The 25,352-nt window shown below is 72.3% G+C and carries 24 protein-coding genes and 2 pseudogenes; 9 read left to right on the top strand and 17 right to left on the bottom strand.

Translation table 11 applies throughout. The annotated features are described in order from the left end of the window. Window positions 1-117: pseudogene (locus ACLJWH_RS08020) on the top strand (IS5/IS1182 family transposase); the annotation flags it as partial. A gap of 138 nt (window positions 118-255) precedes the next feature. On the opposite strand, the gene ACLJWH_RS08015 reads toward ACLJWH_RS08020, so the two are convergent. Together ACLJWH_RS08015 and ACLJWH_RS08010 are read right to left on the bottom strand one after the other, a co-directional pair. Beyond that, window positions 256-1,485, bottom strand: coding sequence for a hypothetical protein (locus tag ACLJWH_RS08015; protein WP_411140873.1), 1,230 nt, complete (start codon window positions 1,483-1,485; stop codon window positions 256-258). Continuing rightward, window positions 1,485-2,435 (bottom strand): 5-dehydro-4-deoxyglucarate dehydratase, encoded by a 951-nt coding sequence (locus ACLJWH_RS08010; RefSeq protein ID WP_411140872.1) that lies wholly within the window; start codon window positions 2,433-2,435, stop codon window positions 1,485-1,487. The genes ACLJWH_RS08015 and ACLJWH_RS08010 overlap by 1 nt, the downstream gene beginning before the upstream one ends. A gap of 236 nt (window positions 2,436-2,671) precedes the next feature. On the opposite strand from ACLJWH_RS08010, the gene ACLJWH_RS08005 reads away from it, so the two are divergent. From ACLJWH_RS08005 to ACLJWH_RS07995, 3 genes are all read left to right on the top strand, one after another. Continuing rightward, on the top strand, window positions 2,672-3,481 hold the full coding sequence (locus tag ACLJWH_RS08005; RefSeq protein ID WP_411140871.1) for an NAD-dependent epimerase/dehydratase family protein: 810 nt from the start codon (window positions 2,672-2,674) through the stop codon (window positions 3,479-3,481). A 407-nt stretch (window positions 3,482-3,888) separates the two neighbouring features. Then, window positions 3,889-4,155, top strand: coding sequence for a GlsB/YeaQ/YmgE family stress response membrane protein (locus ACLJWH_RS08000; protein ID WP_411140870.1), 267 nt, complete (start codon window positions 3,889-3,891; stop codon window positions 4,153-4,155). Window positions 4,156-4,302: 147 nt separating this feature from the next. After that, window positions 4,303-5,553 carry a TerD family protein gene (locus tag ACLJWH_RS07995; protein ID WP_411140901.1) on the top strand — a complete coding sequence of 417 codons (1,251 nt, stop codon included), beginning with the start codon at window positions 4,303-4,305 and terminating at the stop codon, window positions 5,551-5,553. 181 nt (window positions 5,554-5,734) lie between these two features. Here the strand turns inward: ACLJWH_RS07995 and ACLJWH_RS07990 are convergent, their stop codons facing one another. Continuing rightward, window positions 5,735-6,751, bottom strand: a complete 1,017-nt coding sequence (locus tag ACLJWH_RS07990; protein ID WP_411140869.1) for an MsnO8 family LLM class oxidoreductase — start codon at window positions 6,749-6,751, stop codon at window positions 5,735-5,737. A 135-nt stretch (window positions 6,752-6,886) separates the two neighbouring features. Here ACLJWH_RS07990 and ACLJWH_RS07985 point away from each other — a divergent pair, with 135 nt between their 5' ends. Next, a complete protein-coding gene (locus ACLJWH_RS07985; protein WP_411140868.1) occupies window positions 6,887-7,825 on the top strand; it encodes a class I SAM-dependent methyltransferase in 939 nt (312 codons plus the stop codon). A 141-nt stretch (window positions 7,826-7,966) separates the two neighbouring features. Here the strand turns inward: ACLJWH_RS07985 and ACLJWH_RS07980 are convergent, their stop codons facing one another. Beyond that, window positions 7,967-9,463: a hypothetical protein gene (locus ACLJWH_RS07980; RefSeq protein ID WP_411140867.1), complete on the bottom strand. Its 1,497-nt coding sequence runs from the start codon at window positions 9,461-9,463 to the stop codon at window positions 7,967-7,969. 239 nt (window positions 9,464-9,702) lie between these two features. On the opposite strand from ACLJWH_RS07980, the pseudogene ACLJWH_RS07975 reads away from it, so the two are divergent. Further along, window positions 9,703-11,564: pseudogene (locus tag ACLJWH_RS07975) on the top strand (endonuclease/exonuclease/phosphatase family protein). Window positions 11,565-11,610: 46 nt separating this feature from the next. Here ACLJWH_RS07975 and ACLJWH_RS07970 read toward each other — a convergent pair. The 13 genes from ACLJWH_RS07970 to ACLJWH_RS07910 all read right to left on the bottom strand — a co-directional run bounded on the left by ACLJWH_RS07970 (window position 11,611) and on the right by ACLJWH_RS07910 (window position 22,338). After that, complete coding sequence (locus ACLJWH_RS07970) at window positions 11,611-12,468, bottom strand: EI24 domain-containing protein (protein ID WP_411140866.1); 858 nt, start codon at window positions 12,466-12,468, stop codon at window positions 11,611-11,613. Between the two features lie 77 nt (window positions 12,469-12,545). After that, window positions 12,546-13,544 (bottom strand): 2,3,4,5-tetrahydropyridine-2,6-dicarboxylate N-succinyltransferase, encoded by a 999-nt coding sequence (dapD, locus tag ACLJWH_RS07965; RefSeq protein ID WP_411140865.1) that lies wholly within the window; start codon window positions 13,542-13,544, stop codon window positions 12,546-12,548. A 107-nt stretch (window positions 13,545-13,651) separates the two neighbouring features. Then, a complete protein-coding gene (locus ACLJWH_RS07960) occupies window positions 13,652-14,191 on the bottom strand; it encodes a TetR/AcrR family transcriptional regulator (RefSeq protein ID WP_411140864.1) in 540 nt (179 codons plus the stop codon). Next, window positions 14,191-14,511, bottom strand: coding sequence for a DMT family transporter (locus ACLJWH_RS07955; RefSeq protein WP_411140863.1), 321 nt, complete (start codon window positions 14,509-14,511; stop codon window positions 14,191-14,193). Before ACLJWH_RS07955 ends, ACLJWH_RS07960 begins: the two co-directional genes overlap by 1 nt. A 156-nt stretch (window positions 14,512-14,667) precedes the next feature. Further along, entirely contained in the window at window positions 14,668-15,012 is a 345-nt protein-coding gene (locus tag ACLJWH_RS07950) for a metal-sulfur cluster assembly factor (protein WP_381681205.1), read from the bottom strand. Beyond that, window positions 15,009-15,467, bottom strand: a complete 459-nt coding sequence (gene sufU, locus ACLJWH_RS07945; protein WP_411140862.1) for a Fe-S cluster assembly sulfur transfer protein SufU — start codon at window positions 15,465-15,467, stop codon at window positions 15,009-15,011. The genes ACLJWH_RS07950 and sufU overlap by 4 nt, the downstream gene beginning before the upstream one ends. A gap of 37 nt (window positions 15,468-15,504) precedes the next feature. Beyond that, window positions 15,505-16,761, bottom strand: a complete 1,257-nt coding sequence (locus ACLJWH_RS07940) for a cysteine desulfurase (protein ID WP_411140861.1) — start codon at window positions 16,759-16,761, stop codon at window positions 15,505-15,507. Continuing rightward, a complete protein-coding gene (gene sufC / locus ACLJWH_RS07935) occupies window positions 16,758-17,522 on the bottom strand; it encodes a Fe-S cluster assembly ATPase SufC (protein ID WP_411140860.1) in 765 nt (254 codons plus the stop codon). The genes ACLJWH_RS07940 and sufC overlap by 4 nt, the downstream gene beginning before the upstream one ends. Before the next feature lie 7 nt (window positions 17,523-17,529). Further along, window positions 17,530-17,859 (bottom strand): non-heme iron oxygenase ferredoxin subunit, encoded by a 330-nt coding sequence (locus ACLJWH_RS07930; RefSeq protein WP_052854635.1) that lies wholly within the window; start codon window positions 17,857-17,859, stop codon window positions 17,530-17,532. Next, complete coding sequence (sufD, locus tag ACLJWH_RS07925) at window positions 17,856-19,040, bottom strand: Fe-S cluster assembly protein SufD (protein WP_411140859.1); 1,185 nt, start codon at window positions 19,038-19,040, stop codon at window positions 17,856-17,858. Before sufD ends, ACLJWH_RS07930 begins: the two co-directional genes overlap by 4 nt. An 86-nt stretch (window positions 19,041-19,126) precedes the next feature. Continuing rightward, window positions 19,127-20,548, bottom strand: a complete 1,422-nt coding sequence (sufB, locus tag ACLJWH_RS07920) for a Fe-S cluster assembly protein SufB (protein ID WP_052854640.1) — start codon at window positions 20,546-20,548, stop codon at window positions 19,127-19,129. After that, window positions 20,545-21,405, bottom strand: coding sequence for a helix-turn-helix transcriptional regulator (locus ACLJWH_RS07915; protein WP_411140858.1), 861 nt, complete (start codon window positions 21,403-21,405; stop codon window positions 20,545-20,547). Before ACLJWH_RS07915 ends, sufB begins: the two co-directional genes overlap by 4 nt. Before the next feature lie 78 nt (window positions 21,406-21,483). After that, window positions 21,484-22,338, bottom strand: a complete 855-nt coding sequence (locus ACLJWH_RS07910; RefSeq protein ID WP_411140857.1) for a formate/nitrite transporter family protein — start codon at window positions 22,336-22,338, stop codon at window positions 21,484-21,486. 135 nt (window positions 22,339-22,473) lie between these two features. Between ACLJWH_RS07910 and ACLJWH_RS07905 the strand changes: the two genes are divergently transcribed. The 3 genes from ACLJWH_RS07905 (at window position 22,474) to ACLJWH_RS07895 (ending at window position 25,304) form a co-directional block, all read left to right on the top strand. Next, a complete protein-coding gene (locus ACLJWH_RS07905; RefSeq protein WP_411140856.1) occupies window positions 22,474-23,400 on the top strand; it encodes an ABC transporter ATP-binding protein in 927 nt (308 codons plus the stop codon). Then, window positions 23,397-24,167: an ABC transporter permease gene (locus ACLJWH_RS07900; RefSeq protein ID WP_411140855.1), complete on the top strand. Its 771-nt coding sequence runs from the start codon at window positions 23,397-23,399 to the stop codon at window positions 24,165-24,167. Before ACLJWH_RS07905 ends, ACLJWH_RS07900 begins: the two co-directional genes overlap by 4 nt. Window positions 24,168-24,287: 120 nt before the next feature. Next, entirely contained in the window at window positions 24,288-25,304 is a 1,017-nt protein-coding gene (locus tag ACLJWH_RS07895; protein ID WP_411140854.1) for a COX15/CtaA family protein, read from the top strand. Window positions 25,305-25,352 lie beyond the last annotated feature (48 nt).

Genomic DNA, 25,352 nt, shown 5'->3' with positions numbered 1-25,352 from the left:
ACCGGATATCGGCGCCTCAACCACCGCTACGAACGGAGACCAGGCAACTACCTGGCCTTTCTCGGACTGGCAGCCGCCCTCTGCTGCTACAAGCGACTACTCAAGCTCACCATGTAGGACACGGCCTAACTTCGCTGTCGAAGGACAAAGACCGTCGATGGACGCTGTCCCTGGAAATCAACGGAGCCACGAGGCGGACGGCCCGGTCCCTGCCGGGGGAAGAGCCGGGCCGCCGGGCACGTCCGCGGGCGGCCCTCAGCGCACGGCCCGCTCCGGCGCCGGCTCCCTGAGGGCGCCAAGAGCGGTCCGTACGGCCGCCAGGTCGCGGTCGCTCGCCAGTCCCGCGTGGTAGAGCCGCAGTTCACCGGCGCCCAGCGAGGCGGCGTGCGCGGCGTCGGCGGCGAGGGCGCCGGGGCGGCCGCCCATCCCGGAGACGACGGTGAGGTTGGCGGCGACGGTGGCGCCGGCCGGCCGGTCCGCGAACGGCCCGAGCGCGTCCGCACGGGCCGCGTCGTCGCCGGTGCACGGGACGACCACACCGTCGGCGTGCGCGAGGACATCCGCCGGGTCCACACCGGCGTTGGCGCCGCAGCGGTGCGCGGCGGGGTCGGCGTGCAGCAGCACCCGGAACTCCCCCGCGGCGGCGTCCCGTACGGCGCGGACGGCCGCGCGCTGAAGGGTGCGCGCGGCCCCCTCGCGCCAGGCGTGCGCCACCCCGGCGAGGTCGGCGCCGAGCAGCGCCCCGATCTCCGCCCGCTCGCCCGCCCGGTCGGCCGGGGCGGCCGGGGCGGCCGGGGCGCCCGCCCACACCGGTTCCAGGGCCCGTACCACCGCGCCCCGCAACTCCGCCGCGGGCACGCCGAGTCCGGTGTACCCGGCCGAGCAGACCGGGCAGAAGCACAGCGACATCAGATACTGCGCGGCGCCGGAGAGCGGCAGCTGGCCGGTCTTGTCGTGGGCGTGCGGATGCGCCAGTCCGTACCAGCCGCAGGACTCCAGCTCGGCGCCGCGGGCGCCCGGCCGCACGGCCGCCTCGGCGGCGAGGGTGACGAGGTAGTCGCGCACCTCGGGGCGGGCGATACACGGCGCCCAGGGATACGGATCACCGTAGGCGTTGTGGACGGCGATGGCCGGATGTTCCGCGCCCATACGGGAGTTGTGGGCCAGTACGACCCAGGTGTGCACCTCCAGACCGGCGTCGGCCAGCGCCCGCGCGGCCTCGCCGAAGGGGTCCGCACCGGCCACCCAGTCCTGCGGGTACGGCCGCAGCGTCCGGCCCGCCCAGCGCGTGGCGTCCGGCGGGTAGAGGACGGCGGCGTGCCGGGCGGTGACGATGCGGTGGCGGGGGTGACGGGGGGTAAGAGCGCGGGTCGAGTGGTACGACGAGGCCAGGGTGACCTGCTGCACGCCGAGACCGGCGAGGCGCCGGGCGGCGTCCGGGTCGCCGACGACGTCCCAGGGATAGAGGAAGGCGGCGGTACGCATCAGGCGCGGGCCCCCGGTGCGCCCGCGACCAGCGCGAGTCCGCGGTCGATCAGCGCGGCGAGCTCCTCGACATGCGCCGGGTCCGGTTCGCTCAGCGGCGGCCGGACCTCGCCGACGTCCGTGCCGCGCAGCCGCACGCCCGCCTTGACCAGCGATACGGCGTAGCCGTGGCCCTGGTTGCGCAGTTCGACCAGCGGCCGGTAGAAGCCGTCCAGCAGCCGGGCGACGGTGTCCTGGTCGCCGGTGGTCAGCGCCCGGTGGAAGGCGAGGGCGATCTCGGGGGCGAAGGCGAAGACGGCGGAGGAGTAGCGGCGGACGCCCAGGCCGAAGTAGGCGGGGCCGGTGAGTTCGGCGGTGGGCAGACCGTTGAAGTAGAGGAAGTCCGCGTCGGCGGCCTCGGTACGGACGGCGCTGATGATGCGCTGGAGCAGGTCCAGATCGCCCAGCCCGTCCTTGAGGCCGATGATGCCGGGGGTCCTGGCCAGCGCGACGACGGTGGCCGGTGCGAAGACGGCGTTGTCGCGCTGGTAGACGATGACGGGGAGGGGTGTGGCGGCGGCGAGTGCGGTGTAGTGCCGCAGCAGTCCTCGCTGGCCGGCGGCGACGAGGTAGGGCGGCATGGCGAGCAGCCCGTCGGCGCCCGCTTCGTGGGCGAGGCGGGCGAACCGGAGGGCGAGCGCGGTGCCGTAGCCCGCACCGGCGATCACCGGGACCCGGCCCGCGGCCTCCTCGACGGCGGCGGCGACGCAGTCGGCGAACTCCTCGGGGGTGAGCGCGTGGAATTCGCCGGTGCCGCAGCAGGCGAACACGGCGGCCGCGCCCGCGTCGATCCCGCCGCGCACATGGGCGCGGAAGGCCGCCAGGTCCACGGCGCCGTCCGGCGTGTACGCGGTCACGGGGAAGAACAGCAGTCCGTCGAGGCGACCGGCGAGCGGCGAGTCTGAGGTCACGGGCTCTCCCTGGCATGCATGTGCATGTCTCTGATCAGCGTCCATATTTCTGAACGCGGCCACGCTAGAGCAGCCCTCCCGCGCCGGTCAAGGGTCCGAAACGACCGCCCCGCAAGCGGATTTGACGAGTCCGTCCACTGTCTTGACCGGCCGCGATACCGCTCCCTACCGTGTCCACATCCCTGAATGCCGTCCGCGCATACGGCCTCGCAGCTCAGCCCGAGGAGTACCCGCCCATGACCGCACCCCGCACCGTCCTGCTCACCGGCGCCGCCGGCGGGCTCGGCACCCTGATGCGCGAACTGCTCCCGCCCTACGGATACCGGCTGCGCCTCTTCGACCAGCGGCCCGTCGACGGAGAACCGGAGGCGATCACCGCCGATCTGGCGGACCGGGGGGCGGTACGCGAGGCGGTACGCGGCGTCGACGCGATCATTCATTTCGCGGGCATCTCCCTGGAAGCGCCGTTCGAGCAGATCCTGCGGGCCAACATCGAGGGCACCTACCACCTCTACGAGGCGGCGCGCGAAGAGGGCGTACGCCGGATCGTCTTCGCCTCCTCCAACCACGCCGTCGGCTTCACCCCGCGCCCCGCGGACGGCTCCGGCGCGATCGGTATCGGCACCCCGCGTCGCCCCGACACCTATTACGGCCTGTCCAAAGGGTTCGGCGAGGATCTCGCCTCGCTCTACTGGGACCTGCACGGCATCGAGACCGTCTCGCTGCGCATCGGCTCCTGCTTCCCCCGGCCGACGACCGTCCGGATGCTGTCGATCTGGATGAGCCCGGCGGACTGCGCGCGGCTGCTGCACGCGGCGCTCACCGCCGAGGGCGTCGGCCACACCGTCGCCTACGCCTCGTCCGCCAACACCCGTCTGTGGTGGGACCTGACGACCGCCCGCGCGCTCGGCTACGCACCCCAGGACGACTCCGAGCCGTACGCCGCCGAACTCATCGCCGCCCAGGGCGAACTCGACCCCGAGAACCCCGAACACGCCCACCTCGGGGGCGCGTTCTGCACCGATCCGCCCCGCTGGCCGTACTGACCGGGCGGCCGCCGCCCGCCCCGCGCTCCCCGTCTTCCCCGTCCCCCGCCCCTCGTCCCTCGCCGCCCGCCCGTCACCGGCCGTCCGTGGCCTGCCCGGCTGTCGGCGGCCGGGCGCGGCACACCTCCCGGGCCCGCCCGGCGCGCCCCCGCCCGGTCTCCGTATCCAGGCCAGGGCAGGGCACCCGGGCCAGGGCCGGTCACCCGGGCCACCCCCGCCGCGGGCCGACCGGCCACGCGGCGCGGCATCGCCGCTCGCTCACCTGGCCGATCCGCCACCGCACGGAACTTGCCGCCGCTCCCTCGCGTCCTTGTCTGGGAACACAGCTCCGCCGCGGGGCGCCACGGCAACGCCGCACGGCGCGGCACGGCGGAGCGCATCACCACGCGGGAACGAGGAATCGCATCATGGGCATCGTCAGCTGGCTCGTACTGGGCCTGATCGCGGGCATCATCGCCAAGGTCCTGCTGCCGGGGCGCGACCCGGGCGGGATCGTCGGCACCACACTCATCGGCATCGTCGGTTCGTTCATCGGCGGCTGGCTCTCCACCAAGATCCTGCACCGCCCGATCCCCCGGGACTTCTACGATCCGTCGATGTGGATCGCCGCAATCGCCGGGGCCCTGGTCCTGTTGATCGCCTACCGGCTGCTGTTCGGCAACTCCCGCCGCTGACCGCGGGGCCACGCAGGACGGTCCCCTTGTCCAGGCAGGAAACGCCGGACCAGGAACGCGTATCAGGAACGCGACAAGGGGCGCGGTAAAGGGCTCGGGTAATGGAACCGCAAAGCCGAACCGCTCGTTACTGCTGGTATGACCGCTATGACTCCTGGCTCGAACCTCCCGCTCACCGCCGCGCGGGTGGCGGTGGATGTCACCGCCCCCGTGCGGCTGGACGTGTCGGGACTGCTGCTCACCGCCGACGGCAAGGTGCGCTCCGACGACGACTTCGTCTTCTACAACCAGCCCCACGGCCCCGGAGTGACGCACACCGCCGCGGCCGGCGGCGGGGGCGACACCATCACGGTGGACACCGCCGCGGTGCCCGCCGGCATCGAGAAGGTCGTCGTCACCGCGAGCCTGGACGCGGCCGGTGCGACGTTCGCCGGCACCGAACCGACCGGCACGGTCCGCGACGCCGACAACGGCAGCGTCCTCGCCTCGTTCACCCCGCCGCAACTCGGCGCGGAGACCGCGCTGGTGGTCGTCGAGCTCTACCGCCGCAACGGCGTCTGGAAGGTCCGCGCTGTCGGGCAGGGGTACGCCGACGGCCTCGCCGGTATCGCCACCGACTTCGGTGTCAGCGTCGAAGAACCCGCCGCACCTGCCGCACCTGCCGCACCTGCCATGGTGCCCGCCCCCGCCGCACCGCAGGCCCCTCCGGCACCCCCCGCCGCGGCGCCCGCGGACCAGTGGGGACCGCCCACCGGAGCCCCCGCGCCGATCGCCCCGCCGCAGGCCGCCGCACCCCCGGCCCCGCCCGCGCCGGGCGCCGGCCGGATCAATCTGGACAAGGGCCGGGTCAGCCTCCAGAAGAACCAGACGGTGTCGCTGGTCAAGAACGGTCAGCCGCTGCTCACCTCCGTCAAGATGGGCCTCGGCTGGGAGCCCGCGTACCGCGGCAAGAGCATCGACCTGGACGCCTCCGTCATCGCCTACGGCCCGGACCGCAAGAAGGTCGACAACTGCTTCTTCGGCAAGCTGTCGATCCTCAACGGCGCCATCCAGCACTCCGGCGACAACCTCACCGGCGAGGGCTCGGGCGACGACGAGGTCATCACCGTCCACCTCGGCGGACTGCCGCCGGAGGTGACCGGCCTGGTCTTCACGGTGAATTCCTTCTCGGGCCAGAAGTTCTCCGAGGTCGCCAAGGCGTACTGCCGGCTGACGGACGCCCGGACGGGCGAAGAGCTGGTCCGATTCGACCTCACCGGCTCGGAGAAACGCACGGGCGTGATGATGGCCAAGCTCATCCGGCAGTTCTCCGGCGAGTGGGAGATGACGGCCATGGGCGAATTCGTCGACTCGCGTACGGTCCGCGGCATGATCAAGCCGGCGGCCCAGGCGCTCTGAACCGGCCGCCGTACACCCGGCTCCACCGCTCCTCCCCCACCGGCCCGCGGTCACCCGCACGGCCCGGGAGGGGGCGTACCACCGGAGCCGGGGCGGCACCGGGCGGCCGGGGGCAGGGCCAGTGCCCCCGGGGCGGCGCCGGCCCGCCCCCGGTCACGCGCCCCCGCGGACGGCACGGCGCTCAGCGGCACCCGTCCGCCCCGAGCCCCACCACCCGGGCCAGCCGCTCGTACGACTCCACCAGCGCCGCCCGGTCGTAGGTACTGGTGGTCACCAGCACCTCGTCCGCCCCGCTGCGTGCGATCAGGGCGCCGAGGGCCGCGCCCACCTCGTCCTCCGTGCCATGGACATGGCCGCGCAGCGCCTCCTCGTAGAACCCCCGCTCCCGGGCGGACATCTCCTCCCCCGTCCCCGCCGGCCGCAGCGCCGGGAAGACCCCGTGGGTACGGGAGTACGCCAGCGACCGGGCCTCCGGCATCAGCAGCCGCCGCGCCTCCTCGGCCGTCCCGGCCACCGCGACCGTCCCGGAGACGACGACATACGGCCGGTCCCAGAACGCCGAGGGCCGGAACGCCGCGCGGTAGCCGTCGATCGCGTCGAGCATCCGGTCCCGGCCGCGCAGATCACCGATGACCAGGGCCAGCCCGGCCGCCGCGGCGAGCTGCGCGCCCGCGCCGGTGGCCAGGACGAAGGCGGGCACCCGCAGCCCCTCGGCGGGCCGGGCGTGCACCTGCGGATGGGCCGTCTGAGTGCCCGTGAAGTAGCCCAGCAGTTCGGCGAGTCGGTCGCCGAAGTCCCCGACGGCGTCCTTCTCGGTGCCCAGTGCCCGGCGGATGCCGTCGGTGAACCCCACCGACCGGCCGAGCCCCATGTCGATCCGGCCGGGGAAGAGCGACTCCAGCACCCCGAACTGCTCGGCGACCACCAGCGGCCGGTGGTTGGGCAGCATCACCCCGCCGGTGCCGACCCGGATCGTGGACGTCGCCGCGGCCACCGCCGCGGCGAGCACGGTGGGCGCGGAGCCGGCGACCCCGGGCACGCTGTGGTGCTCGGACACCCAGAAGCGGTGGTAGCCGAGCCGCTCCGCGCGCCGGGCCAGGGCCACCGTGTCACGCAGCGCGGCCCCCTCCGGATGCCCCTCTCTGGTGCGGGAGCGGTCCAGGATCGAGAATCGTGTCGTCCGTATCGTCGAGCTCACCTCTGCTTCAACGTCCGCGCGCGCGCCCAGGATTCCACCCGTCACCCGCCCGTCCACCAGGCCACCCCACCGTGGGGCACCCGCCGCGGGACACCCCGCGGCAGGCCGCCCCACAGCACGCACGAGGAGTGTGTGATGACGCAGCGACCGTCCCCGGCCGGTGCCCCCGGCCACCCGGACCGCCAGGACCCGCCGGCGCCCCCGGGCCTCCCCCCGCGCGTCGCGCAGGCGTACGGCGCGTCCGACCTCAGCACCGTCCCCGTGTTCGCCGGCGGCTTCATCAACTTCGGCTACTGGGCGCGGCTGCCCGGTACGGCGGACCGGCCGCTGACCGAGGCCGACCGTATCCGCAGCGAGCAGGATCTCTACCGTCTGGTACTCGGCACCTTCGACCGCCCGGCGGGGCGCACCGCGCTGGAGGTCGGCTGTGGCCGGGGGCTGGGCTGTGCGCTGGCGCTGCGCGAGTTCGGATTCGGGTCGGTCACCGGCCTGGACGCCCACCCGGACCAGATCGCCCGCGCCCGCCGTGCCAACGCGGTGCTGCTCGGGCCGCCCACCGGCGAACCGGCGCCCGGCGACCGCACCCCGTCCCCCCGGCTGGACTTCGTCCGCGGTACGGCCGACCGCGTCCCGCTGCCGGACGCCGGCACCGACTTCCTCTACTCGGTCGAGGCCGCCCAGCACTTCCGCGAACTGACCGGTTTCGCCCGGGAGGCGGCGCGGCTGCTGCGCCCGGACGGCCGGCTGGCGCTGACGACGTTCTTCGCCCGTGACCGTGCCGCCGCCCGCGCCCTGCCCGAGCTGCTGCCCACGTACGCCGACGGTCTGGACGTCCCGCATGTGATCGACGACGCCGCCGCGACGCTCACCGGGGCCGGTCTGCGGGACGTCCGGGTGACGGCGATCGGGGACGGCGTCTGGGCGGGCTACGACCGCTATATGTCCCAGCAGCCACAGTTCCGCGACGCGTGGCCACGCCGGTTTCTGACGGCGTACACCTCGGGCCTGCTGGACTACTACGTCATCACGGCCACCGCCGCCACGGCCACCGCTGCCGCCGACCGCGGCCGGTGATCCCGGCCGCCGCGCCCGCCGTCTCGGCACGGCGCGGCGGGCGGTGCGCGCCGCCTGCCCGCACCGCCCGCCGGACCGCACTTCCCTGCGGCTCCCGCGCCAGGTGTCACCCCGCCGCCGGCCGCGCCGGGCAGCCCGCGATCAGCCCGCCTGCCGGGAGCGCGCCTTGAAGGCGGCCTTACGGGCCTCCTTGGCGGCCTTCTTGTCCGGGTGCAGCCGGCCCATGGCCTCCAGGACGTCGGCGGTGGCCGGGTGGTCCACCCGCCAGGCGGTCTCGAAGAACCCGCTGTGCTGGTCCGTGAGGCTCCGCACCAGCTCGTGCAGCTCGGCCGTCGCCTCCTCGTCCTCGGTGTCCAGCTGCGCCGCGATGGTGTCCACCGTCAGCCAGAAGATCATGTCCTGGGAGGGCTCGGGGATACCGGGCACGGCACGCTCGGCGAGCCAGACCCGGGCCAGACCGCCGAGCTGCCGGTCGTCCAGCACCTCGCGCAGCGCGGGCTCCGCGTCCCGGGCGACCAGGGACAGCGCCTGCTGGGCGGCGAGCCGGCGCAGCGGGGCGTGCGCGTCGTCGCCCCGGGCGGCCGCGAGCAGGTCCCGGGCGGCGTCCACGGGCGTACGGGCCGCCAGCCACTGTTCGGACTCGGCCTGGGCGAGCGCCTCGGGGTAGTCGGGCAGCGCCTCCAGAAGGACATCGGCGCCCTTGTCCGCGAGGTCGCCGACGGCCGGGGCGTACACGCCGGCGTCCTGCATGCGGGCGCGTACCGCGTAGATGCCGAGCGGGGTGAGGCGGACCAGGCCGTAGCGGGAGACGTCCTCGTCGTCCAGCGGCTCGGCGGCGCGTACCGTCTCGCCGTCCTCGTCCAGCTCCTCGATGAGCGCCTCGTCGACGGGGGTGTAGGCGACCAGGCCGATCGGCTCCAGCAACCGGAACTGGTCGTCCAGGCGCATCATCGCCTCGGAGACCTCTTCGAGGATGTCGTCGGTGGGCTCGTCCATATCGTCCGGCACGATCATCGACGCGGCCAGCGCGGGCAGCGGTACGTCCTGGTCGGGGCTCTCGTTCAGGGCGGTGAGCAGGTAGAGGTTGCCGAGGATGCCCTCCAGCAGCTCGGCCTCCTCCTCCGGGTTCCAGTCGATCGCGTCCAGGTCCAGTTCGCCGCCGTCGGCGAGCTGGTCGGCGATATCGGCAAGGTCGGGGGCGACCGCGTCGGCGAGCACGGTCTCCATGCCGCCGAGCCAGATGTCGAGGATGTCCCGCGGGCTGCCGGAGGTGAGCAGGGCGAGCTCCTCGCCGGGGGTGGCGGTGCCGACCGCGGCATCGTCCAGGAGTGCGGCGCCCGCCGTGCCGTCCGCGTCGGCGCTCTCCTCGATCTCCACCAGGCCGGTGTCGACCGCCAGCTGCCATGCCTCGGCGGCGTACCCGGGGCCGTCCTCGTCGGCGGCCAGGCCGAGGTGCTCGGTGGCCGCGCCCAGCGACTCCTGGAGGATCTCGCCGCCGACACCGACCGGGACGCCGCGCTCGGCCCAGCGGGCGAGCTTCGCGGCCCGCGCCATCAGCGGCGCGCTGAGCGCGTCCCGGGCCAGCTCCGCTTCGGAGTGCAGCCGCACCGGCGGCAGGGTCGGACGGTCTGCGGACATCTGGGGCTCAGCTCCTCGAACGGACTACGGACTCGTGCGACGCCCAAGCGTAGACGGAATTCTCCGCGTCCCGGGCGGTTCACCCGCCCGCCCCTCACCGGTCGCCCGGCGCACCTTGACAACTCCCGTGGCCACACAAGAGATTGACGCGCGTAGAAAGCACCGTTCCGCGCCGCGTACGGCGCTGCCCGCAGCCCGCCCGTCCGCTCCTCGTCCCGCCCTCTCCCCCGGAGGCATTCATGCCGTCCCGTCGTCCGCTCCGCAGCTCCGCCGCCGTCACCGCGGTGACCTGCGCCGCTCTCGCCACCGGACTGCTCACCGCCCCGCAGCCCGCCGCCGCCTCGGGCGTCCGCATCCATGACATCCAGGGCACCACCCGTATCTCCCCGCTCGCCGGGGAGCGTGTCACGGGGGTGCCCGGCACCGTCACCGCGATCCGGGCGTTCGGTTCGGCGCGCGGTTTCTGGGTGCAGGACCCGCACCCGGACGACGACCCGGCGACCAGCGAGGCCATCTTCGTCTTCACCGGCAAGGAGACGCCGGACGTCGCGGTCGGGGACTCGGTCACGGTCACCGGGAAGGTCACCGAGTACTACCCGGGCGGCAAGGACGCCGGCCTCCAGTCCGTCACCGAGCTCACCGGCGCCGACTGGGACGTCCTGGCCTCCGGCGTCCCGCTGCCGGCCCCCGTCAAGCTCAACGCGGCCTCGATACCGGCCCGTTACGCCCCCTCGGCGGGCGGCGGGAGCATCGAGTCGCTGCCGCTGCGCCCCCGCTCGTACGCGCTGGACCGCTTCGAGTCCCTGGAGGGCATGCGCGTCTCGGTCACCGACCCCCGGTCGTCGGCCCGACCAACACCCACCGGGAGCTGTGGGTCACCGCGCAGCCGGACCATCACCGCACGGCCCGCGGCGGCACGCTCTACAGCTCCTACGGGGACCCCAACCCGGGCCGGATCAAGGTGACGTCGCTGATCCCGCCGCCGGCAGCGGGGCTCGGCACCGCCGGCCGGCAGCCGTTCCCGGTGGCCGATGTCGGCCAGCGGCTGACCGGCACCACCACCGGGCCGCTGGACTACGACAACTACGGCGGCTACACGATCCAGGCCACCCGACTGGGCACCGTCACCGGCCGCGGCCCGGCCCCCGAGACCACCCGCAAGCAGCAGGCCGACGAGCTGGCGGTGGCCACGTACAACGTCGAGAACCTCTCCCCCAAGACCCCGCAGGCCAAGTTCGACCGGCTGGCGTCGGCGCTGGTGCGGCGGCTGGCGGCCCCCGATGTGGTGGCGCTGGAGGAGGTCCAGGACGACGACGGCCCCACGGATGACGGCGTCGTCTCCGCCGGGGTCACCCTCCGGAAGCTCACCGACGCCGTCAAGGCGGCCGGCGGCCCGGCGTACGAGTGGCGGCAGATCGACCCGGTGGACGGCCAGGACGGCGGCCAGCCGGGCGGCAACATCCGGGTCGCGTTCCTCTTCAACCCGGACCGGGTCGCGTTCACGGACATCGCGGGCGGCGATGCCACCACTCCGGTGCGGGTGCTCGCCGACCACGGCAAGGCCACGCTCTCCGCGTCCCCGGGCCGGATCGCGCCCGGTGATCCGGCGTGGCGCGACAGCCGCAAGCCGCTGGTCGGCCAGTTCTCGTTCCGGAACCGTCCCGGCAGCCGGGTGTTCGTGGTCGCCGACCACTTCAACTCCAAGGGCGGTGACCAGGGGCTGGACAGCCGCTTCCAGCCGCCGGCCCGGACCTCCGAGACCCAGCGGACCGCGCAGGCCCGGCTGGTGAACACCTTCGTCAAGAGCCTGCTGGCCACCGACCCGAAGGCCGATGTGGTGGTCGCCGGGGACCTCAACGACTACCAGTTCTCACCGGCCCTGAAGACCCTGACCCAGGGCGGTGTGCTGACCGATCTCGTCGACCGGCTGCCGCTCGCCGAGCGCTACGGCTACGTCTACAACGGCAACTCGCAGGTCCTGGACCACATGCTCACCAGCCGCCACCTCACCCGCCCCGACTACGACATCGTGCACATCAACGCCGAGTACGCCGACCAGGCCAGCGACCACGATCCGCAGGTACTGCGCATCCGGCCGTGAGACGGGCGGCCGCGGTCCGACGGAGGGGCCGCCGCGGCGGCCCCGGTCAGGCCCCGGCCGGGACCCGCCCCCCGGCGCGGACGTCCGGGCCCGTACCGCTCCCGTCCGGGCCGGGGCCGCCGTGGTCCCGGCCCCGCCCCTCCCGGTCCGGCGACGACGGTTCCGCCTCGCCGGGTGCCAGGTCCCGTACGAGCAGCGTGGCGCCGGCCACCGCGCCCGGCATCAGCACCACCGCCGCGAACGGGACGAGGAAGAGCAGCACGAGCGGCGTGCCGAAGCCGACGGCGAGCGCCGTGCGGCCGCGCAGCAGCCGCAGCCGGGCACGTACCGGGATGTCCCGGCGCTGCATCGCCACCGAGGTCAGCTCGACGGCGAGGAAGAAGCCGGAGACGCAGCAGCCGATCACCGGGACGACTGTCTGCCCGAGGAACGGGACGAACCCCAGGGCGAACATGAGGAGGCCGAAACCGGCGGCCCGCAGCAGCACATGGACACCGTCCCGCAGTGCGACCCACAGCTCCCGCCAGAGCGGCAGGTCCGGGCCCGGCGGGCAGTGGCCCGCGGACTCCTCGACCCGCTCCGACAACGACTCGTAGAAGGGCTCGCCGACCAGCAGGGTCACGGCGGTGAAGGTGAGGACGGCCAGCAGCAGCCCGCCCGCGCACAGCAGTGCCACGAACAGGCCGCGCAGCAGAGCCGGCCAGGGGGCGCCCCAGCCGTCGGCGAACGGCGTCGCCCAGGCGGCGACGGCATCGGCCCGGAACACGAGGACGGCGAACGCCGCGGCGTACAGCACCAGGGTGATCAGCGCCGGGAGCAGTCCGAAGCCCCACCACCGGCGGTGCCGGGCGACCCAGCGCTGGCCCCGGCCCAGGTACCGCATCCCCGTTACAAGATCACGCATGGGCAGAGCGTAGACGGCACCGCGGCCCGGCGGATCTCCCCCACCGGGCCGCGGCTGCCGCCCGGAGCGGCACGGTGTCAGTTGTGGCTGTGCAGAATCTCGTTGAGGCCGCCCCAGACCGCCTTGTTCGGCCGGGCCTCGACGGTGCCGGTGGTGGAGTTGCGGCGGAAGAGGATGTTGTCGGCGCCGGAGAGCTCCAGCGCCTTGACGATCTGGCCGTCGGGCAGCGTGACGCGGGTGCCCGCGGTCACGTAGAGGCCGGCCTCGACGACGCACTCGTCGCCGAGCGCGATGCCGATGCCCGACTCGGCGCCGAGCAGGCAGCGCTCGCCGATGGAGATGATCTGCTTGCCGCCGCCCGACAGGGTGCCCATGGTGGAGGCGCCGCCGCCGATGTCGGAGCCGTCGCCGATGAGGACCCCCGCGCTGATCCGGCCCTCGATCATGGAGGTGCCCAGCGTCCCGGCGTTGAAGTTGACGAAGCCCTCGTGCATGACGGTGGTACCGGCCGCGAGGTGGGCGCCGAGGCGTACCCGGTCGGCGTCCGCGATCCGCACCCCGCCGGGCGCGACATAGTCGGTCATCCGCGGGAACTTGTCGATGCTGGTGACCTGGAGGTGCCGCCCGGCGGCGCGGGCGTTCAGCCGCACCGTCTCCAGCCGGCCGACGGCCACCGGGCCGAGCGAGGTCCAGGCGACGTTCGCCAGCAGCCCGAAGAGGCCGTCCAGGTTCTGCCCGTGCGGCTTGACCAGCCGGTGGCTGAGCAGGTGCAGGCGCAGATACGCGTCGTGTGCGTCCAGCGGCTTGTCGTCCAGCGAGGCGATGACCGTACGGACGGCCACGACCTCGACACCGCGGACCGGATCGGGGCCGGTCGCCTGCGGCGCGGCGGCGCCCAGCAGTTCGGCGGCGCGCTCGCCGGTCAGCCGCTCGGTCCCGGCGGGTCCGGGCTCGGCGACCAGCTCGGGCGCCGGGAACCAGGTGTCGAGAACGGTGCCGTCGGGGGTGACGGTGGCGAGCCCGGCGGCGACGGCGCCGGTGGCACGGGGAGTACGGGGAGTAGCAGCATCGGTCATGCCGAAAACCTAACCGGAGGGTGCCCGCGGAGGCGAACCGGTCTCAGCGACCGGGCCCGGCCCCCGCGGTCCGCCCTGCCCGCCCGGCCCGTCGCCCGGCGGCGGGCTCAGGCCGGCACCCCGTCCAGCCCGGCGCGCACCGTGGCGCGGTCGAAGGGCCGTCCGGTGAGCAGATGCTGGATGAGCAGCCCGTCGGCGAACGCCACCACGGCCCGCGCGGTCGGCAGATCACCGGTGCGCCGGCCCAGCAGCCGCACCATCTCGTCCAGGCAGTCGGCGGCGATCGGACGCACGGCCTCGTGCCGCAGCGCCGCCAGATACAGCTCGTACTCCAGCACCACCCGCGAGCGGTCACCGGCGAGGGTCTCCTCGACGAGCCGGATGACCTCGTCGGCCAGCGGCGCCGCCGTGTCGATGCCGTCCACCCAGCGCGCGAAACCCGTCAGCCAGCCGCGGTTGACCTGCCGCAGCGCGGCGACCAGCAGCTCGTCCAGCGTCGCGAAGTGGTACGTCGTGGAGCCCAGCGGCACATCCGCTGCGGCGGCCACCGCCCGGTGGCTGAGGGCGGCGATCCCGCGCTCCGCCACCACCGCGATCGCCGCGTCGATGATCCGCTGCCGCCGGTCCGGGTCGTAGCGCCGCGCCATCAGTGCGCACCGCCCAGATTCAGCGTCACGACACCGGCGATGACCAGCAGCACCCCGAGGATCTTCAGCGCGCTCGCGGTCTCCCCCAGGAACACCATGCCGATCACCGCGATCACGGCCGTGCCGGCGCCCGACCAGATGGCGTACGCGGTGCCGACGCTCATCGACTTGAGCGTCTGCGACAGCAGCGCGAAGGCGATCAGGTATCCGGCGACGGTCCCCAGGGAAGGCCACAGCTTGCTGAAGCCCTCGCTGTATTTCATCGCCGTGGTGGCGAGGATCTCGGACAGGATCGCGCCGGCCAGCGTCACATAGACCATGTGTACGAGTGTACGCAGCGTTACGTACACCCGTACACAAGAACGGGCGGGCGACCGGGCGCCGCGGGGCCGACGGTGCTCCGGCACCGCGAAACGGCCGTACCCGCCGGTGGGTGACCAGCGGATACGGCCGTTTCGCGGTGCGAGGGAGACCGGTCAGACGTTGAAGCCCAGCGCGCGAAGCTGCTCACGGCCGTCGTCGGTGATCTTGTCGGGGCCCCACGGGGGCATCCAGACCCAGTTGATCTTCAGCTCGCTGACGAGGCCGTCCGTCGCGGACTTCGCCTGGTCCTCGATGACGTCGGTCAGCGGACAGGCCGCGGAGGTCAGCGTCATGTCGATGGTGGCGATATTGGCGTCGTCGACATGGATGCCGTAGATCAGGCCCAGGTTGACGACATCGATGCCCAGCTCGGGGTCGACGACGTCGTACAGCGCCTCGCGGACCTCTTCCTCCGAGGCCGGCTTGGTGGTCGTGAGGGTGTCGGGGGTGTCGGTCATGCGGTCTTCGCCTCCTCGGAGAGGGCCTTGGCCGTGGCGTCCTTCCAGGCCATCCAGCTGAGCAGCGCGCACTTCACTCGCGCCGGGTACTTCGAGACACCGGCGAACGCGACCGCGTCCTCCAGCACCTCCTCCATCTCGTCGTCCGGCTCCACCTGGCCCTTGGACTGCATCAGCGCCAGGAAGGTCTCCTGGATCTTCTGCGCGTCCCCGAGCTGCTTGCCGACCAGGAGCTCGTTGAGCACCGATGCGCTGGCCTGGCTGATGGAGCAGCCCTGGCCCTCGTAGGACACATCCTCAATGGTGGCGCCGTCGAGCCGCACGCGCAGGGTGATCTCGTCACCGCACGTGGGGTTGACATGGTGCACCTCGGCGTCGCCGTCCCGAAGACCGCGCCCGTGCGGGTGCTTGTAGTGGTCCAGGATGACGTCCTGGTACATGGAATCCAGCTTCACGGCTCAGTCAGTCCTCATCCTCATCCGCTGTGCGTGGTTAACCGAAAAAGTTGCGGACGTGCTCCAGGCCCGCCACCAGGGCGTCGACCTCGGCGGGGGTGGAGTACAGATAGAAGGACGCTCGTGTGGTCGCAGGAATTCCGTAGCGGAGGCAGACCGGCCGCGCGCAGTGGTGGCCGACCCGGACCGCGATGCCCTGTTCGTCCAGGACCTGGCCGACGTCGTGCGGGTGGATGTCGCCGAGCGTGAAGGAGATCGTCGCACCGCGGTCCTCGGCCGTGCTGGGGCCGATGATGCGCAGGTCGGGGACGTCCAGCAGCCGCTTGACGGCATATTCGGTGATCGCGTGCTCATGCGCGGCGATCTTGTCCATGCCGATCGCGGCGAGGTAGTCCACGGCCGCGCCGAGGCCGACGGCCTGGGCGATCGGGGGCGTACCGGCCTCGAACTTGTGCGGCGCGGGGGCGTACGTCGAGGAGTGCATCGACACGGTCTCGATCATCTCGCCGCCACCGAGGAACGGCGGGAGGTCCTCCAGCAGCTCCTGGCGGCCCCAGAGGACGCCGATACCGGTCGGGCCGCACATCTTGTGGCCGGTGAAGGCCACGAAGTCGGCCTGCAACGCCTGCACGTCCAGCACCATGTGCGGGGCGGCCTGCGAGGCGTCGATGACGACCAGCGCGCCGACCTGCTGGGCGCGCCGGATGATCGCCTCGACCGGGTTGATCGTGCCCATCAGGTTGGAGACCAGGGTGAACGAGACCACCTTGGTCCGGTCCGTGATGATCTCGTCGATGTTGGACAGATCGAGCCGGCCGTCGTCGGTCAGGCCGAACCACTTCAGCTTCGCCCCGGTGCGCTGCGAGAGCAGCTGCCACGGGACGATGTTGGAGTGGTGCTCCATCTCCGTGATGACGATGTCGGTCTCACGGTCCACCCGGTAGGGCTCATCGGCCCAGCCGAGCATGTTGGCCACGAGGTTGAGCGACTCCGAGGCGTTCTTGGTGAAGATCACCTCGTCGCGGCTCGGCGCGTTGATGAAGGCGGCGACCTTGTCGCGGGCGCCTTCGTACAGCGCCGTGGCCTCCTCGGCGAGCACGTGCACGCCACGGTGGACGTTGGCGTTGTGCTGCTCGTAGTACTCGCTGAGTGCGTCGATGACCTGGCGCGGCTTCTGCGAAGTCGCCGCACTGTCCAGGTAGATCATCTTCTTCCCGTCGTGGACCACACGATCCAGGATGGGGAAGTCCTTACGGATCGCCTCTGTGTCGAGGAGGCCCGGCAGCCGTGTCACGCGGTTACGCCACCCTTCGTGTACTCCTCGTAGCCCTCGGCCTCAAGCTTGTCGGCGAGCTCGGCGCCGCCGGACTCGGCGATGCGGCCGTTCGCGAACACATGGACCTGGTCGGGCTTGATGTAGCGCAGGATGCGCGTGTAGTGGGTGATCAGCAGGGTGCCGACCTCACCGGTCTCGCGGACGCGGTTGACGCCCTCGGAGACGGTGCGCAGCGCGTCGACGTCCAGACCGGAGTCGGTCTCGTCGAGGATCGCGATCTTCGGCTTGAGCAGCTCCAGCTGGAGGATCTCGTGGCGCTTCTTCTCGCCGCCGGAGAAGCCCTCGTTGACGTTGCGCTCGGCGAAGGCGGGGTCCATGGAGAGCCGCTCCATGGCCTCCTTGACCTCCTTGACCCACAGCCGCAGCTTGGGGGCCTCGCCGCGGATCGCCGTCGCGGACGTCCGCAGGAAGTTGGAGACCGAGACACCGGGGACCTCGACCGGGTACTGCATGGCGAGGAAGACACCGGCACGGGCGCGCTCGTCGACGGACATCTCCAGGACGTCCTCGCCGTCGAGGGTGACGGTGCCGCCGGTGACCGTGTACTTGGGGTGACCCGCCAGCGAGTAGGCGAGAGTCGACTTGCCGGAGCCGTTGGGGCCCATGATGGCGTGCGTCTCGCCCTGCTTCACGGTCAGGTCGACGCCCTTCAGGATCTCGCGCGGGCCGTTCTCGGCCTCGACGGAGACGTGCAGGTCGTGGATCTCAAGCGTTGCCATGGGGAACTCAGGACTCCTGGGTGATGGAGACGAGCACAGTTGCGTCTGGGCCGTCTCCTTCGATCTTGACGGGGTATACGGGAACGGGGCGCGTCGCGGGAAGACCCGACGGCTTGCCGGTGCGCAGGTCGAAACTCGATCCGTGCAGCCAGCACTCGATCGAGCAGTCCTCGACCTCGCCCTCCGAGAGGGAGACGTTCGCATGCGAGCAGATGTCGTTGATCGCGAACACCTCGCCCTCGGTACGGACCAGGGATATCGGCGTGCCGTCGATCTCCACCCGCTTGGGGGTGTCCTCCTCCAGCTCGCTGAGCGCCGCTGCGCGTACGTACGTCATGCCGCGGACGCTTCCAGCTCGGCCTCGATCTTGCTCATCAGACGCTCTTCGACGTCCGGGAGACCGATCTGCTGGACCAGCTCGGCGAAGAAGCCGCGGACGACCAGCCGGCGGGCCTCGTCGGCCGGGATGCCGCGGGCCATGAGGTAGAAGAGCTGCTCGTCGTCGAAGCGGCCGGTCGCCGAGGCGTGGCCGGCGCCGACGATCTCGCCGGTCTCGATCTCCAGGTTGGGGACCGAGTCGACCCGCGCGCCGTCGGTGAGGACGAGGTTGCGGTTGAGCTCGTAGGTGTCCGTGCCGGTGGCGGACGCCTGGATCAGGACGTCACCGATCCAGACGGCGTGCGCGTCCTGGCCCTGGAGCGCGCCCTTGTAGACGACGTTGGAGCGGCAGTTGGGCGCCGCGTGGTCGGCGAAGAGGCGGTGCTCCTGGTGCTGGCCCTCCTCGGTGAAGTACAGGCCGTACAGCTCGGCCTCACCGCCGGGGCCCGCGTAGGTGACGCGCGGGTGCAGCCGGACGAGGTCGCCGCCGAAGGTGACGACCACGGACTTGAAGGTGGCGTCCCGGCCGACCAGTGCGTTGTGCTGGCCGACGTGCACGGCCTGGTCGTCCCAGTCCTGGACGGAGACGACGGTCAGCTTGGCGCCGTCACCGAGGAGGTAGTCGACGTTGGCGGCCAGCACGGCGTCGCCGGTGTGGTCGATGACGACGACCGCCTCGGCGAACGCGCCCAGCTCGATGACCTGGTGGCCGAAGGCGGTGCCGCCCTCGCCGTGCACGGCGATGCGGATCGGCTCGGCGAGCACGGTCTCCTTGGGCACCGTGAGGACCGACGCCTTCTCGAAGGAGCTGTACGCCTGGGCGGCGACCCGGTCCACGGGCTTGCCGGCCTTGCCGACCCGCGGGTCCGCGCGGTCGACCAGCTCGTGGGTGACGCCCTCGGGCGCGGTGATGTCGATCTTCAGGTCGGCACCACCGGCGACGGCGCTGCCGTCGTGCAGGCCCCGCAGGCGCGCGAGGGGCGTGAAGCGCCACTCCTCCTCGCGGCCGTGCGGCACGGGGAAGTCCGCCACGTCATAGGACGGCGGGGCGCTCATCCGGGTGGCGACGGTGGACTCCGCGGCCACCGCGATGGAGCCGGCGGTGGTGGCACCCGCCGGGATGTTCTGAGCCTCAGCCATGGCTGTCGTCGTGCTCACTTTCTGGTTACGTTCCTCGGCCCTCCCGGGGGACGGCCGCCGCGTCGGTGTGGGGTGTACCGCGGCCGTCAGCCGACCGAGCCTTCCATTTGCAGCTCGATCAGCCGGTTCAGCTCCAGCGCGTACTCCATGGGCAGCTCACGGGCGATCGGCTCGACGAAACCGCGCACGATCATCGCCATGGCCTCGAACTCCGTCAGACCGCGCGCCATCAGGTAGAAGAGCTGGTCCTCGCTGACCTTGGAGACGGTCGCCTCGTGGCCCATCGACACGTCGTCCTCGCGGACGTCGACGTACGGGTAGGTGTCCGAGCGGGAGATGGTGTCCACCAGCAGGGCGTCGCACAGCACGTTGGACTTGGAGCCCGCGGCACCCTCGCCGATCTCGACGAGACCGCGGTAGGAGGTGCGGCCGCCGCCTCGCGCCACCGACTTGGAGACGATGTTGGAGGAGGTGTTCGGCGCCATGTGGACCATCTTGGAGCCGGCGTCCTGGTGCTGGCCCTCGCCCGCGAAGGCGATGGACAGGGTCTCGCCCTTGGCGTGCTCGCCCATGAGGTAGACCGCGGGGTACTTCATCGTCACCTTGGAGCCGAGGTTGCCGTCGACCCACTCCATGGTCGCGCCCTCGTAGGCGACGGCGCGCTTGGTGACCAGGTTGTAGACGTTGTTCGACCAGTTCTGGATCGTCGTGTAGCGGCAGCGGCCGCCCTTCTTCACGATGATCTCGACGACCGCGGAGTGCAGCGAGTCCGACTTGTAGATCGGGGCCGTGCAGCCCTCGACGTAGTGGACGTAGGCGTCCTCGTCGACGATGATCAGCGTCCGCTCGAACTGGCCCATGTTCTCGGTGTTGATCCGGAAGTACGCCTGGAGCGGGATGTCGACGTGGACACCCTTGGGGACGTAGATGAAGGACCCGCCGGACCACACCGCGGTGTTCAGCGACGCGAACTTGTTGTCGCCGACCGGGATGACGGTGCCGAAGTACTCCTGGAAGAGTTCCGGGTGCTCCTTGAGCGCGGTGTCGGTGTCCAGGAAGATGACGCCCTGCTCCTCCAGGTCCTCGCGGATCTGGTGGTAGACGACCTCGGACTCGTACTGCGCGGCGACACCGGCGACCAGGCGCTGCTTCTCCGCCTCGGGGATGCCGAGCTTGTCGTAGGTGTTCTTGATGTCCTCGGGCAGGTCCTCCCAGGAGGCGGCCTGCTGCTCCGTGGAGCGGACGAAGTACTTGATGTTGTCGAAGTCGATGCCCGACAGGTCCGAACCCCAGTTGGGCATGGGCTTCTTGTCGAACAGCTTCAGACCCTTGAGCCGGAGCTTGAGCATCCACTCCGGCTCGCTCTTCTTGCCGGAGATGTCGCGGACGACGGCCTCGGACAGACCTCGCTTGGCGGAAGCGCCGGCCACGTCGGAGTCGGCCCAGCCGTATTCGTACTTGCCCAGTCCCTCAAGCTCGGGGTGGGCAGTCTCCGTAGGGAGCGTCATGCGGGTTTCCTCCCGGCCGTGCGTGCAGATGCGGTGGTGGTCTTGGTGGTGGTGCGATGAGCGGCCTTGCCCGCCTTCGGGGCGGCGTGGCCGGCCTTCGGGATGAAGGTCGTGCACACCCCGTCGCCGTGGGCGATCGTGGCAAGACGCTGTACGTGCGTTCCCAGCAGGCGGGAGAAGACCTCGGTCTCCGCCTCGCACAGCTGCGGGAACTGCTCGGCGACATGGGCGACCGGGCAGTGGTGCTGGCAGAGCTGTTCACCGAGCTGGGAATTGGGCGCGCTGCGCGCCGTAGCAGCGTACCCGTCCGCGGTCAATGCCTCGGCAAGGGCCTTGGCGCGGGCCGCCGGCTCGGCCCTCTCGACCGCCTGGCGGTAGCCCTCGGCCTGCGCGGCGAGGCGCGCGCGGGCGAACGCGGCGACCGCCGCCTCGCCCATCTCGCCGCCGCCGGCGGTCTGCGCGATCCAGCGCAGCGCGTCGGTGGCCAGCTGGTCGTAGGACTGGTCGAAGGCGTCCCGGCCGCAGTCGGTGAGGGCGAAGACCTTGGCCGGGCGGCCGCGGGTACGCGCTCCGTAGACCCGCTGCTCGCGGGGTTCCACGACGCCCTCGGCGGCCAGCGCGTCCAGATGCCGGCGGACGGCCGCCTGGGTCAGCTCCAGGCGCAGCGCGAGCTCGGCCGCGGTGGACGGACCGTGGTCGAGGATGGAGCGGGCGACCTTGTTACGGGTGCCCTCGTGCTCTTCGTGTGCGGAGGGCGTGGGGTGCGCGGCCCGTCCGCTCCGCTCGGGCGCGGGAGACCGGGGCCCGGCGGTCTGCTCGGCCGCGGGCCCTCTCTGATCCTCGCTCGCGTATTTCACAACACCATTGTTGCGTAATTCCGCGGAACGGCACAACCCTCGCCCGGATCACCGGTGGGTGGCTTCAGTCACTTAGGGTTACCTAATTCCGGTGCGCTCCGGGGTCTGCGCCACCGTGGCGGCCGCCTCGTCCACCGCCGCCCGCCGGCCCCCGCCGGCGGGGCGGACCCGCCGCGCACCGCCGGTGAACCAGTACGTGGCGCCCACCAGCAGCCCGCCGCCGACGATGTTGCCCGGGACCGTGTACGCCAGGTTCCGCAGCAGATCGGCGCCGTCCGCGACACCGTCGAAGAGCGCGAGGCCGTACACCGCCATATTGGCGACACAGTGCTCGAAGCCGACCGCCACGAAGACCGCGACCGGCAGCCAGAGCACCAGCGTCCTGGCCCCGTCGCCGGTGGCCCGCGAGAACATCCAGACGGCCAGGCAGACCAGCATGTTGCAGAGCACCGCGCGCCAGAACAGCTGCCCGCCGGCCAGCGCGTTCTTCCCGGCCACCAGCTCGGCGAGCATCGCACGGGCGGACGGCGTGGCGGTGACGCCCGAGGCGTGCACCATCGCGGCGAAGGCCAGCGTCCCCGCGAGATTGCCCGCCAGGGAGAGCACCCAGCTGCCCGCCAGGTCCTTGATCCCGGTCCGGCCGGAGAGCGCGCCGACGAGCATGATCATCACGTTGCTGGTGAACAGCTGCGCCCCGGCGAACATCACCAGGGTCAGGGCCACCGGGAAGACCGCGCCCTCCAGGAGCCTGGTCGCCGCCGAGTGCTCCGCGACGAACGGCGAGACGGCCACCACCAGCAGCACCTCACCGACCCCGATGAACGCCCCCGCCAGCATCGCGGAGACGAAATAGCGCGGCACCCGCCGCAGGTCGGCCGCCTTGTGGGCCGCCTGCCGGGACGTTTCCTCAAGGTTTTCGGCGATGCTGATCACGCCGTCCACGCTAGGCGCCGCAACCGGCCGCGCCGTCCCGCCAAGGGCCCCCTGTCAAAGGCCGAGAGGCGGGAATCCGAAAGGACCTAAGCCCCCATTAATGCAAACGGGGCAGCTCTCCGTAGACTGCCCGGCATGCGAACCGAGCCTGCCGTCGAGGTCGTCGGCCTGGTCAAGCGATACGGGACCAAGACCGCCGTGGACGGGCTCGACCTCACCGTCGCGCGCGGTGCCGTCACCGCCGTGCTCGGCCCGAACGGCGCCGGCAAGACCACCACCGTCGAGATCTGCGAGGGCTACCGCCGTCCGGACGCCGGCACCGTCCGCGTGCTGGGCCTGGACCCGGTGGCCGACGCCGCGGCACTGCGGCCCCGGATCGGCGTGATGCTGCAATCCGGCGGCGTCTACCCGGGCGCCCGCGCCGACGAGATGCTCCGGCACACCGCCAGCCTGCACGCCCACCCGGTCGATGTGGACCTCCTCATCGAGCGGCTGGGGCTGGGCAGCTGCGGCCGGACCGCGTACCGGCGGCTGTCCGGCGGGCAGCAGCAGCGGCTCGCGCTGGCGATGGCCGTCGTCGGCCGCCCCGAACTGGTCTTCCTGGACGAACCGACCGCCGGCCTCGACCCGCAGGCCCGGCGCGCCACCTGGGAGCTCGTGCGGGAACTGCGGCAGGACGGTGTCAGCACCGTGCTGACCACCCACTTCATGGACGAGGCCGAGCAGCTCGCCGACGATGTCGCGATCATCGACGGCGGCCGGGTCATCGCCCGGGGCACCCCGGAGGAGCTGTGCCGGGGCGGCGCGGAGAACACCCTGCGCTTCACCGGCCGCCCCGGCCTGGACGTCACCTCGCTCCTCAAGGCGCTGCCCGCGGACAGCGCCGCCACCGAGCTGACCCCCGGCACCTACCGCGTCGACGGCAAGGTCGGCCCACAACTCCTCGCCACCGTCGCCTCCTGGTGCGCGCAGCACGGCGTCATGCCCGACGCCATAGCCGTCGAACGGCACACCCTGGAGGACGTCTTCCTGGAGCTGACCGGCAAGGAGCTGCGCGCATGACCGCGACCGGCACGTTCACCCCGCGGCCCGGTGCGGCCCCGCTGCCCCGGATGATCCGCGCGCAGGCGGCCCTGGAGACCAGGATGCTGCTGCGCAACGGCGAGCAGCTGCTGCTGACCGTCATCATCCCGACGCTGCTGCTGGTGCTGTTCTCCGCCGTCGACATCATCGACACCGGCGCCGGCCGGTCCGTCGACTTCCTCGCGCCCGGCATCCTGGCGCTCGCCGTGCTGTCCACCGCCTTCACCGGCCAGGCCATCGCCACCGGTTTCGAGCGGCGCTACGGCGTGCTCAAGCGGCTCGCCGCCTCGCCGCTGCCGCGCTGGGGGCTGATGACGGCGAAGACCTGCGCGGTGCTGGTCACCGAGGTCCTCCAGATCGCGCTGCTGACCGCCGTCGCCCTGGCACTGGGCTGGTCCCCGCAGGGCAATCCGGCCGCCGTGGCGGGGCTGCTGGTCCTGGGCACCGCCGCGTTCTCCGGTCTGGGCCTGCTGATGGCCGGCACGCTCAGGGCCGAGGCGACCCTGGCCGCCGCCAACCTGGTCTTCCTGCTGCTCCTGGTGGGCGGCGGCGTGATCGTCCCGCTGGCGAAGTTCCCCGAGGCGGCCCAGGCGGTGCTCGGGCTGCTGCCGATCACCGCGCTCTCCGACGGGCTGCGTGCCGTTCTCCAGCACGGCGCCGGCGTCCCCTGGTCCGACCTCGGCATCCTCGCGGTCTGGGCGGTGGCGGGCCTGGGCGCGGCGGCCCGCTTCTTCCGCTGGGAGTAGCCGCCGCAGCCGGCCCCGGACGACCCGGACGGGGCCGCACGGCTGATCGCCCCGTCCGGTTCCGTTGCGATACGCACCCCTCGTGAAAGTTTGCACAAGGGGCCCCCTACGATGGCTCCCGTGCCGAACACGCTGAATCCCCTTGAGCTGATCGCCCGCCGCTGGCAGCCGTCCGCGCGCTTCGTGGAGCGGGCCGCGCTGGCCACCGTCATCATGGCCGTGATCATCGTCGTGACCGGCGGGGCGGTCCGTCTCACCGAGTCCGGCCTCGGCTGCCCGACCTGGCCCACCTGCACGGCGGAGAGCCTGACGCCGACGCCGGCGATGGGCATCAACGGCATCGTCGAGTTCGGCAACCGCGCGCTGACCGGCGTGCTGTGCGTCGTCGTCGGGCTGTTCATCATCGCCGCCCGCGCCCGCCACCCGCGCCGCCGCTCGCTGACCCGGCTCGGCTGGGCCCAGTTCTGGATCGTCATGGGCAACGCCGTCGTCGGCGGCATCACGGTCCTGACCGGCCTCAACCCGTACATCGTCAGCTCGCACTTCCTGCTCTCCACCGGCCTGCTCACGGTCGCCGTGGTGTCCTGGAAGCGGGCCGGCGAAGGCGACGGGGAACCGCGCGACCTGGTCGCCCGGCCGGCCCGCCAGCTCGCCTTCGTACTGGTGCTGGCCACCGCCGCGCTGACCGTCATCGGTACGGTCGTGACGGGCTCGGGCCAGCACGCGGGCGACGCCTCCAAGGACGTCCACCGCATCCCGCTGGACTGGCAGGAGATCACCCAGCTCCATGTCGACTTCGTCTACATCGTCGTCGGTCTGAGCGTCGCCCTGTGGTTCACGCTGCGCGCCGTCAAGGCCCCCGCCGCGCCGCGCCGCGCCGTCCTGGAGCTGTTCGGCTGCCTCGCCTTCCAGGGCGTGATCGGCTACGTCCAGTACTTCAACGGCCAGCCGGAGCTGGTCGTCGGCCTGCACATGTTCGGCTCCACGCTGGTCTGGATCGGCGTCCTGCGGATCTTCCTGGCGCTGCGCGACCGCGGCCCCGTACCCGCCGCACCGGCACCCGCCGAGGACGCCGGGGACGCCACGGACACCGCGCCCCCGGCGGAGCAGCCGGCGAAGGCCCCGGCCGCCCGGTAGACCCTGCGCGGTCACCGGCCCGGCCGGACACCGGCCCGGCCAACGGCT

Source organism: Streptomyces sp. x-80 (assembly GCF_046549095.1).
GTDB lineage: Bacteria > Actinomycetota > Actinomycetes > Streptomycetales > Streptomycetaceae > Streptomyces > Streptomyces celluloflavus.
The sequence above is the reverse complement of the archived record's forward strand: the minus strand, read 5'-3'. Positions and strand labels throughout refer to the sequence as shown.